The sequence below is a fragment of the Planctomycetia bacterium genome, from assembly GCA_021413845.1.
In the GTDB taxonomy this organism is placed as follows: Bacteria; Planctomycetota; Planctomycetia; order Pirellulales; family PNKZ01; genus PNKZ01.
On sequence record JAIOPP010000056.1, the window covers coordinates 13,883 to 28,425 of the forward strand.

A 14,543-nucleotide genomic window follows, 5' to 3' on the forward strand; every position below is an offset into this window, starting at 1 on the left:
CTATGAAAGCCTCGCTCGAAGTCCTTATCGCCGATCGAGTCGTGCGGCGCATTGAATTGCGCGAAGGACAGGTCGTGCAATTCGGCCGAACCGATTGGGCCGATTTCAGCTTCCGCGACGATGCCGCGATGGCCGACGTCCACTTCGCGATCGAATGCCGCCACGACGCCTGCCGCCTCAAAGCCCTCGTCACCGATCGCGACACGCTCGTGAACGGCGAAAAGGTCGAAGAGGCCGTGCTCCACACCGCCGACCGCATCAGCGCCGGTCTGTCGACTTTCCTCGTCACGATCGAAGGCGAAGCCGCTCCGCTCGGCGCGATCGTCGCCGGTGCGGCCATCGCCGCCACGCCGCCGGCAACCGACTTCGTGAACCTTTGCAGATACCTCGGGCTCGACGAAGCGCTGCCGTTTGCCGAGACCAAGCCGCATCAATCGCGCGACGAGTTGCTGCAAGCTTTGATCGCCGCGCAACAATATTCCGCCGCCGCGCGGCTCTATGCCCACTGGTTGCCGAAGCCCGCGGCCGTCTGGTGGGGCTGCCTCTGTGTGCGCGAATCGTGCGGCAACGCGCTCCCGAAGCCACAAGAGTCGGCCTGGGAAGCGGCTAAGAATTGGGTCGGCAAGCAAGACGAGGCGACCCGTCGCGAAGCCGAAAATGCCCTGGAAATGGCCGCCTATTCGGGCCCCGGCGGCATGCTGGCATCGGCAGCATTCGCCACCGGCGGCAGTATCGCTCCGGCAGGCTTGGAAGATCTCCCGCCCGACCCGCGCATGACGGGCCATGCCGTGCGCACGGCCTTGATCTTCGCTTCGGTCTTCGGCGACGCACGGCAAGCGCCGGCCCGTTGGCGCTGGTTTTTGGTATTGGCAGCGGAAGTGACCGCCGGGAAAATCACGCTGCCCGAAGCCCGCTGAGCCTATCGCTTGCCGTGGCTGAGAGCGAATCCGCGCCGCAACCGGCGCGCCTCGCTGTGCCTCGCCTTCTCTCTCGGAAACCGAATTTTCGCATGGCCCGTGCCCTGAAGAAGCCCGCCGAACTGCGCGACTCCTGGCGGCCGCGCCTCGGAACCGACCGGCAAGGACGCTGGCTCCGCTTCGGCCGCCGGCTCGGCATGACGTTTCTCGTCGGGCTCCTGTTCGCCGCGATGTACTACGCCCTCTTCAGCCCCTTCTGGCATCCGCACACGCACCTGATCACTGCCGGCGTCGAACGCTTTCGCGACACAGCCTCGCCGGCGCTCGAGTTCGTGCGCGAAGATGCCGCGGCGATGCAGGTCCCGCTCGATGCGGTTTTGTTTCACTCTTCGGCCGACGATCGAACTCCGCGCCACCTCGAAACGGCCGACGACTTCGCCGGCCTCGCCGCGCGGCTGAATGCCGACGACGTCCGGCCCGAAGACGTTCTCGTACTCTACCTGCAAACGCACGGCGTCGGCCTCGACGGTGATCGGCGTGGTCGTGAATGAGTTTCCCCGTTTACTGCGCGACGAGGTCGAGCGCACCGACGACCCGAACCTGTGGGTCCTAAGCGATTGCGCTCCGCTCGAGCGCGGGCACCTTGCCACCCTGGTGCGGCAAACGATCTTCGGCCATTTTTCGTCGCGCGCTCTGCAAGGCGAAGCCGACTCGAACGCCGACCGCTTGCTCGACATCGGCGAACTGTTTCGCTTCGTGCAAGCCAACGTCGCCCACTGGGTCGCCGATGCGACGGCCGGCGTGGCACGCCAAACGCCGATGTTGCTGTGCGGCCGAGCGTTGAAGGAGCCGCCGAGTTCGTACCCGGTGCTGCTCGCAGTCGCGGCGTTGCAACAGAACGAGCCGAAGGATGCGGCGAAAGATGCGGCAAAGCCGGCCGAGCCGGTAGCCGCCGCGCCGGCTCCTGCGCCCCCGATTGCCGAGCCGACGGCCACCGCAACACCCGCGCCTACGATAGCCTCTCCCACGGCGGCAGCCACGGCCGACGCGAAGCCCGCTGCGCCGGCCGCACCCCTCGACCCCAACGCGCTGCCGACGATCAAACTCCCCGACCCCGCGCTCACGGCCGCGCCGCTGCCGCCGGCGATCAAGCCCCTCACGGTCGAGATGCCGAAGCAGGAAATGAAGAGCGAGGCTTTGCTCGCGCTCGGCCGGCAGATGCAAGTCGCGATCGAAGATCGCAGCCGCGGGGCTGCGGTTCCCGTCGACTTCGGGCCGCAATGGTGGCGCGCCGCGCGCTCGGAGTTCCGCAGCCTCGAACGAATGCAAGCCGACCCGAGCGTCGATGCGCGCGTGAAGGAAATCTCGATCCGCCGCGCGGTCACGTCGCTCGGCGAGTTCGCCAACGGCCGACCGCTGACGACCGGCGATGAAGCCCTGCGCAAGCTCGAAGCGCTCCGCGGTTCGGTCGCGCCGCCGACGGAAGAGTTGCGAACCTGGGCTCTGGTCGAACGAGCCGTTTCCGAAGGGGCCGCGCAACCGTCGGCCGACTTGAAAGAGTTGATCACCGCGCTCGACGCAGCCTTTGCCGCCGACACCTCGACCGCATTCGACGCGCTGGCCGCAAAGGCTTGGTCGCCGGTCGCCGAGCGCTATGAAGAATTCCATTTCGCCCGACGACTGGGACGCGCCGCAGATGTCTCTTGGACGACACGCCGCCTCGCTTGGCATACCTGCCGCGAAGGGGAACGGGCCGGGGCCGAAGACCAACCGCGCACGTCGCTCCAAAATGCCGATCGACTCCGCGAAACGGCCCGGCGCGAAATGTTCGACCAAGTCGACGACGATTGGATTCGCCAAGCCGATCGCGCTTTTCGCGACGCTTTAGAACTCTATCGCCTGGCGCAACGGGCGGCCGACGAACGCCGCCGCTCGTCGCAAGTGCGCAACGACGCGCTCTACCGCGCCTCCGAGTACGTTCGCTGGGTTCACGACGGCGAGGGAGACACGATCTGCGCGCCGCGCCACGACGACGTCCTTCGCTTTCTCCTGTTACTGGCCGAATTCACCGAGCTCTTGGAACAGGGGCCCGAGGCTTCGTACGACGATCTCCTGCCGCGCCGCGAACGGCTGGAAGCTCTCGTCGCGGCGATCGAAGCCCCGCTCGGTCCGCCGGCGGTCGACGCTCTCGTCCGGCCGGGCTCGCCCGTTCCTGCACTGCGGCATCGGATCGAAGTGTTGCTCAGGTCGGGCCTAGCGAGCATCACTGCCCGCACACGATTGGAAGAAGCGCTCCTGCGACTCGATGCCGACGCGCCGAAGATCGCGGCGGTGCGCGAGCTGCCGACGACGTTCGACTTCGCCCGCAACCCGACGCCGCACGACTGGCGCTCGGCGCTGCGCTTTTGCGTTCTGGTCACGAGGCTCTCGCGGCTGACGCTCATTGACGGCAAATCCACCGCGAAGCTGTTCGAAGTGGTGAGTGAAAAGAAGTGGGAGCTGGCTTGGAAGCGTGCGCCGCAAGAGGGAGACCAACATGCGAAGAAAGAGCCGACGCACGAAACCGACGAATCGAGCCTCGAACATTTCGCGCAAAGCAACTCGCCCGACGGTTACGACCTGCGCGCGATCGAGCGCGAAGTGCGCCGGCGTTATGCGGAGCTGACGCATACGATTGAGCAAGCCGCGCAACTTGCCGGCGACCTGACCGACCCGCTCGAGCGCACCCGTCGCCTCACGACTCTTCGTGCCGCAAGACGCGCAAGCTACTTGCTCGATCCGCGCGACGTCGCCAGGCTCGCCGGAGCAGATGTCGGCCGCATGCTCCAGCGTGCCGAATGGTACGATCTGCTCGTCGAAGCTCGCGATCGGGCCTTGCTGGCTCGGCAAGATTCCTCGAACATCGAAGCGGCCTATCTCGCGGCCGTGGCCGAAGACGATCGCGAGCTCGCGCAAAAGATCCCTTCGCAACCGCCGATCGCCCCGCGGCCGCTCGATCCGGTCAGGCTGCTCGGCCCGGCGGAGCTCTCGCTCACCGACGAACCGACGCGCGATCTGAAAGCGACGGTCGAATACATCGGCCCGACCGCCGGACCGGTGTGGTTGATCGTGCATTACGACCCGGACCTGTTCGAAGTGAAGCTCCCTCCCGGCTCGGGCATCTACGAGCAGCACGAGCTCAAGCTTGAGATCGCAAAGATCGCGGCCGACGCGGAAGCGAAGCGGATGAAGTTGGCGAGCGCCGAGAAGATCGACGAACCGGCTTTCATAGAGGCGAACAAGAAGGCGCTCGCCGCGCGCAACGCCGGCCGCTTCCCGCTCGAGCCCGCCGGCGCCGGCCTCCCCGCTACTTGGTCGCTGAGCCCGGGCGAGCGGAAGGAGGTCGTCGTTCAATTGCGCCGCAAAGGAACCGCGGCGCGGCGGACGAAAGTCGTCGTCAACGCCGTCACGCGCGAATCGTACGTCCGCGTCGAAACGGCCACGACGCTGCCTTCGCTCGAAACGATCTCTTTCGCACCGGTCGGCGGCAGCGGCAGTTGGTCGCGCGCGGCCGACGGCGTCGTGCTACACCCGCTGCCGAATCGCACGACCGACTATGAGTTCCAAGTCGCGAACCTCGGCACGGCCGACAAGGTCGTCGATGTCGAGTTCATCGCACCCGAAAAACGCCTCGCGACGACCCTCCCGAACTCCGTCCGGACGCTCGCGATCAGCGAAGTTCTCGCCATGGTCGGGCCCGCACAAACGCTCGTGAAGATCGACGATCTCAAACTTCCCGGCGGGGCCAAGCCGGTCTCGCTGGCCGCTCCGAAACCGAAAGAAAAGGGAGAGCCGCCGCCGAAGGAAGCAGATAAGAACAATGCCGAGAGCACGGTCGGCACCGGCCCGAAAACCGGCGACGAGCCGCCGCCGATTCCCGTGCGCCAAGGGATACTGATGATCTTGCGCGAGCGCGAGACCGGCAACACGCTCTTGCGCCGCATCGACTTCCGCCCGCAGCGCCCGCGCCGCTATATGGATGCCGTCGTCGGCTACAACCTCGGGCTCGAGCGGATCGAGGTTCGGGTCGTGGCGTCCGATCGTGCCGCCGTTCCGCCGGCAGGGGTCAAAGTGAAGTTGAACTTCCCCGAGCCCCTTGCGCGCGGCACCGAAGCGCAGCTCGAAGGGATCGTCAACGCGCCCGACTACACCGCTCTGCTCTACGTGCAAGCCCCGCCGAGCGACAGCCGGGTGCAAACCGTGTATCTCAACGTCGACGACTATCCTCGCGCCTTTACCTACCACGTTCCTTGCGGCCCTCCGGCAACGAATATTCCCGAAGTCGCCGACGCGCTCGAGCTTCGCATCCTCGCGCCGGCGAACGGTTCGATGTTCAAGGCACCGGCCTCGGTCATTCCGGTCGAGCTTCAGGTCGACGCGCCGATCGGCTCGTTCGACAACGACCGCGACGTGCTCGAAGTCGGCATCGACCGCGACCGCGACCGCGACTTCCGCGACGAAGCGCCGCTAGTCCTCTATGCCGATCGCCAAGCCGAAGTGTTTCTCAATCGCTGGGGAACCAACGGCATCGTCGTCATCAAGACCGACGTCCACGACTTCAAGCTTGAAGTGCCGGGAGGCGCGTTGCAAAACTTGCGCGCCAACCTCGTCGCGAAAGCGCAAGTCGGGTCGCGGATCGCCTACAGCGCTCCGCTCGAAATCGGCCTCGACGGCGCAGCCCCGCAAATCAGCCGACTCGAACTCAAGCCGGGCCGCACCGTGGCCGTCGGCGGCGAGCTTGTCGTCGACGCCTGGTCGACCGATGCCGAAATGAGCGGCACCGGAAAAATCGAGATCGGCTTCGACGTCGACGGCAGCGGCAAGTTCTCCGAGAAGGAACCACCGCTCCCCGCACTCTCCGTCGCACCGACCCGTTGGTCGCTCAAGCTGCCGACCGATAAGCTCGTGCCCGGCAAAGCGACGGTGCTCGTTCGCGCGACCGATCGGGTCGGCAACGTCGGCGAATATAGCAAGCTCGCGCTCACGGTCGTCTCGGCCGCCGATGCCGCTGCGCTGGCCCGCGCGGCCGGTTCGCGCCTGACCGGCACCGTCCGCTATGGTACGGATCCGTTGGAGAAAGCGGTCGTCAGCCTGCTGGGAGCGGAAGATAAGCAGATCGCGACGGCGGAGAGCGACGCCGCCGGCTTCTTCGCGCTGGAAGCAGTGCCGGCGGGAACCTATAAGCTCACCGCTCGCGGACTTGCGAAGAACAAGCCCCGCAAGTACGAGCAGCCGCTTACGGTCCCTGCTCCGCCGGCGAAGGTTCCGCGGCTCGATCTGCAGGTGGAATAACCCGACGATTCGTTAAAATCTCCCCAAACCCTCAAGACGACACGCGACGATTGCCGATTTTGCAGACGAGAGACCGTCCGGTCTTTTTTGTTTGCGTGGCTTTTCGGAATCGCGGTCGATGCCTTCCTGGCGTGTCACAATCACGTTGCTCTTGGTGACGATGCAATGCATCGGTTGCGCCGGCGCAGGCAAACCGCCGACCCCTCCGGCCCTGCCCGCTGCGCCTAGCTCGGCGACGGCCGGCGCCACGACGATCGTGGCGATCGCGCCTCCTCCGGCACCCGCCGGTCCTTCTTGCACGCTCGCCGGTTTCCTCGGGCTCGACAAGCTCGGAGCCGGCATCGGCGGCCTTTTCCAGCGGGCATTTAGCCGCATCAAGAACGCGCTCGGTCTTACCGGTAAGTTTCCGGGCCTGCAAGCGCAGCCGCCGGTGTTGCCGATCACCGATCCCGCGAACCTCGGACCCAATGCGCCGCCGGCGGTCAAAGCGGCAGCCGCAGCGAAGATGGAAGAAGATCAGGCGGGGCAAAAGATCCAAGCGCTCCGCTACCTCGCGACCCTCGGTTGCGGCGGCTGCTATCCGGCGGTCGAAGATGCGATGCTCGCCGGCCTCGACGACTGCACGGAAGCCGTGCGCTATGAAGCGGCCCTTGCGCTGCGCGGCAAAGACGGCCAAACGCGCTGCTGCAACTATTGCAAATGCGGCGACTGTTGCAGCGACAAGATCCGCAAGAAGCTCGACGAAATCGCGAACAAGATGGACGACAAGAACTGCTATAAGGAACCATCGGAACGTGTGCGCCGCGTGGCCCGCGAAGCCCTCGCGGCTTGCGGCGGTTTCTCGAGTTCGCAATCGCCGACTCCGACGGAAGGCCCGACGGAAGCGCCGCTCCCCGATCCCGCCGTGTCGGGCCCTGCCGCAGGGGTTGTGCCCGAGGCACCGGCTCCGGCCGCGATCGTGCCCGGCTCTTCGGCCGGCGCCGCTGTGCCGAATCCGTTCTCCGGCGTGCAGCTCGCGTCGTTCGAGCAACCGACCGCCGAACCGCAGACGGCCGGCAACCCCGTCCTCGCGACCGTCGACGGCGAGCCGATTCACGAAAGCAAAGTCTTCCGTTCACTCGACGTCGAGCTGCAACGGGCGAAAGCGCAAGGCACGACCGTCGGGCCCGAGCGGTTTCAAGCCTTGTTGATCGAGCAGATCCAGCGCTCGGTCGATTGCCGCCTGTTGTTGCGAGAAGCGCATCGCGAGCAAGCTCGTTCGACCGGCTATATGTCGGCGCGTCCGCTGGATGCCGCCGAGATCGACGCTTGGCTCGCGCAAGCGCTGAAAGTCGACTCGCGGATCTCGCTGCTCGAGCTCAACGCCCGCTATCAAGCCGAGGCCGCGCGCTACCGCACGGCTCCGCAAGTGAAATGGGAACAAGTCTCCGTACCGGTCGCGCGGCTGAAGTCGCGTGACGAAGCGCGACTCCTCATTACCTATCTGCACAATCGGGCTCAAGGCGTGCGCTGCGAAGCCCCCGATGTGAACCTGCACGCCGTCGATACGCGCATCATCGATTGGACCCCGCGCGATCGGATCGGGTCGAAGTTGCTCGCGCAAACCTTGTCGCGGCTTCCGGCCGGAGCGACGAGCCCGATCTTGGAAGAGAACGGTGCGTTTCAAATCGTGCGCGTGCTGGAACATCGGGCCGGCGGAGTCGTGCCGTTCGAGCAAGCGGTCGACGCGATGCGCAAGGAAATTCTGGCCGAACGTCGCACGCAAGCGGAGCGGCAATTGCTCGAAAAGCTCAGGGCCGAAGCGAAGATCTGGACCGCCTTCGACCCGGCAGTGAAGACGGCCGACTACTCCGTCGACACGGCGAGCTTCTCCCCTTCTCCGTTCGGAGCCGAGGCTGCCGGGGTCGTGCCGGTCGGGCATTCTTCGACCGCCCCGCGCTTTCAGCCGGGAGCGCCGCGCGCCGCGAGCCCGTCCGAAATTCCCCCGGGAACTTACATGCGTCCCCCTTTCCCCGCTCCCTAACTCGTAAACCTAGGGTGCTTCGATCGGCGCGATCGAGTTATAATGCGTTGCCGCAGCGGCGGCCCGCATAGTTCAGGATGCAAGGTTCGCTATGGCAAGCCACTCTTCACGAGAACCGACGCCGCCGCCGAGCTGGAGCGATCGGCGCGATGAGTACGTCGACGATCGCAAGCACCGTTGGCAAGGGGCCGGCGATGCGGCCCGAGCCACGCGCGTCGCCGCGGTCAAGCGCAGCTCCGGGCGGCGCGTTTTCGTCATGCTCTTGTTGCTGCTGGCGCTGTTCGGCCTGTTCGTCTACGTGCTGTTGTTCTCGCCTGCCAAGACGCCGCTCATCGTGATCTCGGCGACCGACTATGCTTGGCCCGTCCCGCCGAACGCCTGGGTTCGCGAAGACATCGCCGGTCTCGAAGAGCTCGACGGCCGCACCCTGCACGTAGTCGATACCTCGACCGCTTGGCGCTCGAAGTCGACGGGGCTCGCCGAGCTCGATCGGCGCTTGCGCGAGCTCGGCCACGCGCGCGGCAACGACGGATCGATCTTGTTCTACGTCGCGCTGCACGGCTTGGTCGACGAAAAGGGAATGCCCTGCCTGCTGCTTCCCGGCGCGTCTCCTTTGAACTCCGCACAATGGCTTCCCTGCGATGAATTGCTCCGGCATCTCGGCTCGGAGCTGCCGGCCGAAGTCAACAAAGTGCTCATCCTCGATTGCACGCGGATTCGCACGAACTGGAATCTCGGACTCGTTCGCAATACGTTCGTCGAACGGCTCGAAGAACTCGTCGGGCGCGGCGACGTGCCGAACCTGCAAGTCCTCACGTCGTCGGGTCTCGATGAAACCTCGTGGGCCTCGGCCGATTTGCGCGGCTCGGCCTTCGGGCGCGCCGTGCGCCTCGGGCTCGCCGGAGCGGCCGATCGAAGCGAACGAGGCGAAAAAATCGGCAACCGCAACGGCCGGGTTTCGATCGCGGAATTGCATCGCTACGTCGGGTCGTATGTCGAGCGCTGGGCCAAGAAGAATCGCGGGGTCGAGCAAACGCCGCGCTTGCTGTTGAACGAAAAGACGCCGCTCACCGACTTTCGTCTAACCTGGTCGCTCGATCGCTCCGGGTTGAAACGGATGCTCGAAAGTGAAGAGACCGCCGGACGCGCCGCAGACACGATCCCGCTCGACGACGTCGCCGAACTCTGGCGCAAGCTTGATGCGCTTCGTGCGGCCCGCGCTTATCAGGCCGATCCGCTCGCATGGCGCGAGCTCGAACAACGCCTGTTGCAGCTCGAACAACTGGCCTCGGCGGGCGAAGCCTATCGCGAGCCGGCCGAGCGGTTGAACGCCGAACTCCGCGAACGACTCACGATCTCCGTGGCTCGCGCAACGCAAACCGCGGCCGGCGAAAACGGGATGGCGAAGGCCGCGCTGCTCGCGCCGACCGACAACGACGTTGCGGCGAACTTCAAGCTCCACTCGCTCCCGCTTTGCGAATACTTCGGCACGCTGGACGCCGGCACGATCGCTTCGACGCGCGGACGCCTCGACCTCGCGACCGCGGCGAACGATCCCGAAAGCTTGGAAGCGATATGGTTGAAATCAACCCGACCCGAGCAAGTGCGCGAGCTGGCTGAAGTGCAATTCATCAAGCTCGCGCGGCGCTACGAAGCCTCGACTCTGTGGAAGCAAGGAGATTCGGTTCGCAAAGGTTTGCAGCTCTACGAGCTCGCCGAGCGCACCGCGATCTTCGGCGATGCCCGCGCCCACTACTGGCTCCGCCCGACGCTCGAAGCGGCCGACGCGGCACGTCGCGCGGCGGAAGATCGGTACTATCTCGGTCCGCGCAAGGCCGCCGAAACGGCCCCGTGGGACGCGCCGCTGGCGCTCTACGAAGCGATCGGCGCTGCAAATTCGGGCCTCCGGCCTCGCATCGAAACGGCCCTGCTCGCGTACGATCGGACTTGCTCCGCGGCGCCGTATCTGGCCGAGTGGTATTCGCGCCCCGGGTTGAAGCTCACGAAGCGCATCGAGGTCGAGAGTGAGAAAAGCAACGACGGAACGAAGGTCAACAAACCTGCGACTCCCTCACCCGACGATCCCGTCAACGGGCGTCTTGCGCCGCTGTTTCGCAATGCGAAGAAGCTCGGCGAGTTGCTCGACGAACGGAGCGCGACGCCGTCGACCGATGCTCCGCCGTTCTTGGAATCGGCCCGCATCGTGGGAGAAGAACTCGAGGCGCTCGACCGCGACTTTCGCAACACGGTCGAAGAGCGCCTGAACGAGTCGGGCTCCGACGGCGCAACGCTCCGCGAACTGCAAGCCGCGCTCGACGTTCCGCTGTTGCCGGCTGATAAACGAGCGGCCGTAATGAAGAAGGCGAACGAGCTGGCCGTGCGCCTGCATGCCGCAGGGCTCGAAGATGCCGCACCCGCCGCAAAACCTGCCGACAAGCCGGCGAGCGATCTGGTCGCGATCGGTTTCGCGGAGCGGATCTCCGGTTGGCCGACCCATCCTTTGGCGATGATCCTCGACTTCGACGAACCGTCGAAGACACCGGAAGCGGCTGGAACGAAACCGGCCGATCCGCCCGCCGGCGACGTGAACGAAAAACATGCGGCGGCCGAACGTGTGGAACGGCTCGGCACGCTCGCCCGCGAACGGTTGCGACTGCTGCCGACGTTGCCGCTGGCCGACGATGCCGCCGTGGGAGATGCACCGCGTGTCGCATACGCGCGTACGGCCCGAGCGCTACGGAGCGCCGCACCGATTTGGTTCACAATGCCGACGGTCGATCCGATCGCGCGGCTGCGGCGCTTCGACATGCAGCAGCTCCTGCTGTGGGATTGTCGCCGTACGCTCGACGACTTCTGGGGCTCCGGCGGCGACAAGCCCGGCGCGATCGAGCGCTCGAAGCCGTTCTTCGATACGGCGGCGAGCGACCATCTCGCCGCCGCGCGCGAGTTGTTGCCGCCGACGTCGGCCGTCGATAAGGAGTTCGACGCTTTGCGTCGTCTCTTGAACTTGCGCCGGCTCGCGAGTCGTCGCGGAGCGGTCGCCGCCGTCGAGACCGGGCTGCCCGACGGCGCCGGCGATTCGATCACGCTCACGGTCGACATCGAACCGGGAGACGATTCCGCTCAGGCAGCCGTCCAGGGGGCGTTCCCCGCCGGCGAAGGAGCCGCCTTCGCCCGCAATGCCGAGACGATCTTGCCGCTCGTTCGGGAACCATGGAAGACGCCGCTCGCCGGCAAAGGGGCCGAGTTACGGCTGGCCGGGTCGGTGCCCGAGACGTTCGGTTCGGCCTTCCAAGCGGTCGCGATGTTTCGCGGCAACGAATACACGGTGCCGTTCATGCGGCCGGGGCTCGGGGGCGTGGTCGTCGACTTCGTCCCGACGCTGCCCGACACGGCGCAAGTCACGCTCTTCGGCGACCGACCGCAGCAATCGTCGGTCGTTTTCATTCTCGACTGTTCGGCGAGCATGGCGACCGACATGCCGGTCGAATTGATCGACGCGCAGAAGTTGCCGCGCCTCGAGATCGCCAAGAGCGTGCTGGAATCGCTCTTGGAACAGCTCGCGATCCGCGGCGATACGCGCGTCGGTGTCCGCTTCTTCGGGCATCGGGCCGGCTGGGCCAAAGAACAACTCTCGAAGATGCTCACGCAAAACGACTACGCGGGCTCGATCCCCGACGACGTGAGCCCGAGCTCCGACGTGGAGTTGGTGTTGCCGCTCGGTCGGTTCTCGTCGGTCGAGGCGGGCTTGGTGACGTCGCGTTTGAAGAGCGTGAAGCCGTGGGGACAGTCGCCGCTGTTTCTTTCGCTGCAAGATGCGCTGCGCGATTTCGACGCCGACAAGGGAGATACGGACAAGAGCATCGTCGTGATCACCGATGGCGCAAACTACCAATTCACTCCGGCCGGCGGCGGCGTGGCGGCACCGGCGCATCGCACGCTCAACGATGTCGCAACGAGCTGGCAAGGGAAGAACGTGCCGATCTATATTCTCGGCTTCGGCACGGCTCAGGCCGGCGATGCCGCGGCCGAGCGCGAGTTCACCGAGCTGGCCCGACGAACGCAAGGCCGGTACTTCCCGATCGGCAACGGTCGCGATCTGTTGACGACGCTGCGCGAGCGGCTCGGCCTCGGCAGTTACGAAGTCGACCCGTCGGGCGCGGCCGCGCTCGGCAACCAAGCGGCGACGAAGCTCAACAGCCCGGTCACGGTCTCCGGCCTGCGCAAACAACCGGCCGACTACACGGTCCGCTTCGAAGCGACCTCGCGGCAAGTCTTGCTCGAAGGGGGGGAGGCGTTGCAGCTCTATGCCTCGCGCGGCGGCGAGATCTCGGCCCGAGCCTACGACCAAGGGGTCCCGGTCGAAGACCTGTTGGTGAACGACAACGAGCGGCTACGTCTGACGGTGCGCGCTCATCGACCGCGGCGCATCGCGGCGGGGGTCGAGTTTCCGATCTCGGTGCAAGACGCCGATTCGTACTTCACGCGCCGGCCGACCGAGATGTGGATCGAGATCACGCCGACGACGAAGAACGGTGCGAAGAACGAAACCGAACCGCTGCCGACCTATATTTTCTACGATCGCAACTACACGCTCGGCACGCCGGTGCCCGTCGAGACCTGGACGGCCGATCGTTGGCCGGCCGGCAGCGCGCAGGCGAAGGTGCAAGTCTGGTGCAAGTATTCGCCGACCGAGCCGGGCGGAGCGACGCCGCTGCGCGAAATCGTCGAAGACCGCGCGCGGTTTCTCACCGGCACCCCGATCGCGCTCGTCGACGGCGCGACGTTCCGCGTGCAGCTTCCCGAGCGGATCGACGGCGACACGCCTTACGAGATCAAGATCATCGAAGAGCATGGTCCGGCCTCGCCGGGAGTCGGCGCGCTCAAGGTCCTCTTGGAGACCGAGAAGTCGCTGCTCCCGAAACGGATCGTGCGTCGGTTCGACGCGAAGCATCGCGTGGCGATCCATTCCTACTGGTTCGACCCGGACACGGCGCGGAAGGTGCTCGACTCCGCCGCCTCGCGCATCACGTTCACGACGCGCAACGCCACGCGCGACGGAGCCTGGCGCATCGAAAACCGATCGCTGACGGTCGACATCTTCGGCGCCGGCGAGACCCTGCCGCTCGACGCCGCGACCGGCGTGCGCTAACCGCGCGGGCCGCTTACTACGAGCCGCCCTTCAAGGCGACCGCGATCGCGACGACCAGGGCCAGCAGCACGCACACGCCGATCAGCACCGCCCGGCTCGGGCCGCGGCGGACAGGGCCCGACGCGGAGGAGTCGTCGTCGCCGTTCCAGCCGCGCATGATCGTCGAGAGGCGGACGGCGATCGTCGTCGGGGCGCCGGCCTCGGGATTCTTCGCCGGATCGGACTTCGCCTCGGGCTGCGGAGTCGATTCGCCAGCTTGCCCCGGCGGCATCGCCGACAGCGCGGCGGCGAACTCCGCGGCCGATTGAAAACGAAGCTCGGGATCTTTCTCCAAGGCCCTCAACGTGGCCGCGCCGATCGGCAGCCGCGCGACGTCGCTCGGCAGCGGCGGCACCGCTTCCGTGTTGTGCTTCACCAACACTTGCACCGGATTCGGGTCGTCGAACGGGGGCTTTCCCGCGAGCATTTCGTAGAGCACGACCCCCAGCGAATAAATGTCCGACGTCGGCGCGGGGAAATCGCCGCGGCATTGCTCGGGGCTCATATAGGTCGGCGTGCCGAGCACGTTGCCGTGTACCGTGAGGCGGGCCGATTCGGAGAGGCCGCCGCCGTCGGCACGTCCGGCGACTTTCGCGATGCCGAAGTCGAGCACTTTGACGTCGAGCGGCGCGCCGTTGCCGCCGCACAGAAAAATATTATGCGGCTTGAGATCGCGATGAACGACGCCGAGCTCGTGCGCCTCACCGACCGCCTCTAAGACCTGGCTCGCGATCTCCACGGCCGCGGCCGGAGCGACGCGTCCTTCGCGCGCCATGCGGAGCGTAAGCTCCTCCCCTGCGAGCAGCTCCATCACGACGTACGTTCGCCCTTCGCCGGTTTCCGCCACGTCGAGCACGCGGATGCAATGCGTGCTCCGCATCTCGTTGGCGAGCTTCGCCTCGCGCCGCAGGCGATGGCGGAGCGTCGGGTCGGCATCGGCTTCCGGCAGCAGCACCTTCAGAGCGACGCTCCGCTCCGTCTCGCAATCGAGCACGCGATAGACGATGCCGAACGAGCCGCGACCGATCTCCTGATCGATGCGGTATCGGCCGGCGAACAAGGTTCCGAGTGCGAGCATGAA

Annotated in this window: 6 protein-coding genes; 5 read left to right on the forward strand and 1 reads right to left on the reverse strand. The window is 66.1% G+C overall.

Features of this window, described 5'->3' with window-relative positions; genetic code table 11:
• The first annotated feature begins 2 nt into the window (after window positions 1-2).
• From K8U03_09800 to K8U03_09820, 5 genes are all read left to right on the forward strand, one after another.
• The gene (locus K8U03_09800; GenBank protein ID MCE9605179.1) at window positions 3-917 is read left to right on the forward strand and encodes an FHA domain-containing protein; all 915 of its coding nucleotides are present in this window, start codon (window positions 3-5) and stop codon (window positions 915-917) included.
• Window positions 918-1,009: 92 nt separating this feature from the next.
• Window positions 1,010-1,468, forward strand: a complete 459-nt coding sequence (locus K8U03_09805; GenBank protein ID MCE9605180.1) for a hypothetical protein — start codon at window positions 1,010-1,012, stop codon at window positions 1,466-1,468.
• Entirely contained in the window at window positions 1,377-6,248 is a 4,872-nt protein-coding gene (locus K8U03_09810; protein ID MCE9605181.1) for a carboxypeptidase regulatory-like domain-containing protein, read from the forward strand. The genes K8U03_09805 and K8U03_09810 overlap by 92 nt, the downstream gene beginning before the upstream one ends.
• A 118-nt stretch (window positions 6,249-6,366) precedes the next feature.
• Complete coding sequence (locus tag K8U03_09815) at window positions 6,367-8,271, forward strand: hypothetical protein (protein ID MCE9605182.1); 1,905 nt, start codon at window positions 6,367-6,369, stop codon at window positions 8,269-8,271.
• Between the two features lie 91 nt (window positions 8,272-8,362).
• Window positions 8,363-13,423 carry a VWA domain-containing protein gene (locus K8U03_09820; GenBank protein MCE9605183.1) on the forward strand — a complete coding sequence of 1,687 codons (5,061 nt, stop codon included), beginning with the start codon at window positions 8,363-8,365 and terminating at the stop codon, window positions 13,421-13,423.
• 16 nt (window positions 13,424-13,439) lie between these two features.
• Here K8U03_09820 and K8U03_09825 read toward each other — a convergent pair whose 3' ends face one another.
• Window positions 13,440-14,540, reverse strand: a complete 1,101-nt coding sequence (locus K8U03_09825; protein ID MCE9605184.1) for a serine/threonine protein kinase — start codon at window positions 14,538-14,540, stop codon at window positions 13,440-13,442.
• Window positions 14,541-14,543 lie beyond the last annotated feature (3 nt).

Coding starts and splice junctions, on each gene's coding strand:
- K8U03_09800 (MCE9605179.1), top strand. CDS start 3: ATGAAAGCCTCGCTCGAAGTCCTTATCGCCGATCGAGTCGTGCGGCGC.
- K8U03_09805 (MCE9605180.1), top strand. CDS start 1,010: ATGGCCCGTGCCCTGAAGAAGCCCGCCGAACTGCGCGACTCCTGGCGG.
- K8U03_09810 (MCE9605181.1), top strand. CDS start 1,377: ATGCCGACGACGTCCGGCCCGAAGACGTTCTCGTACTCTACCTGCAAA.
- K8U03_09815 (MCE9605182.1), top strand. CDS start 6,367: ATGCCTTCCTGGCGTGTCACAATCACGTTGCTCTTGGTGACGATGCAA.
- K8U03_09820 (MCE9605183.1), top strand. CDS start 8,363: ATGGCAAGCCACTCTTCACGAGAACCGACGCCGCCGCCGAGCTGGAGC.
- K8U03_09825 (MCE9605184.1), bottom strand. CDS start 14,540: ATGCTCGCACTCGGAACCTTGTTCGCCGGCCGATACCGCATCGATCAG.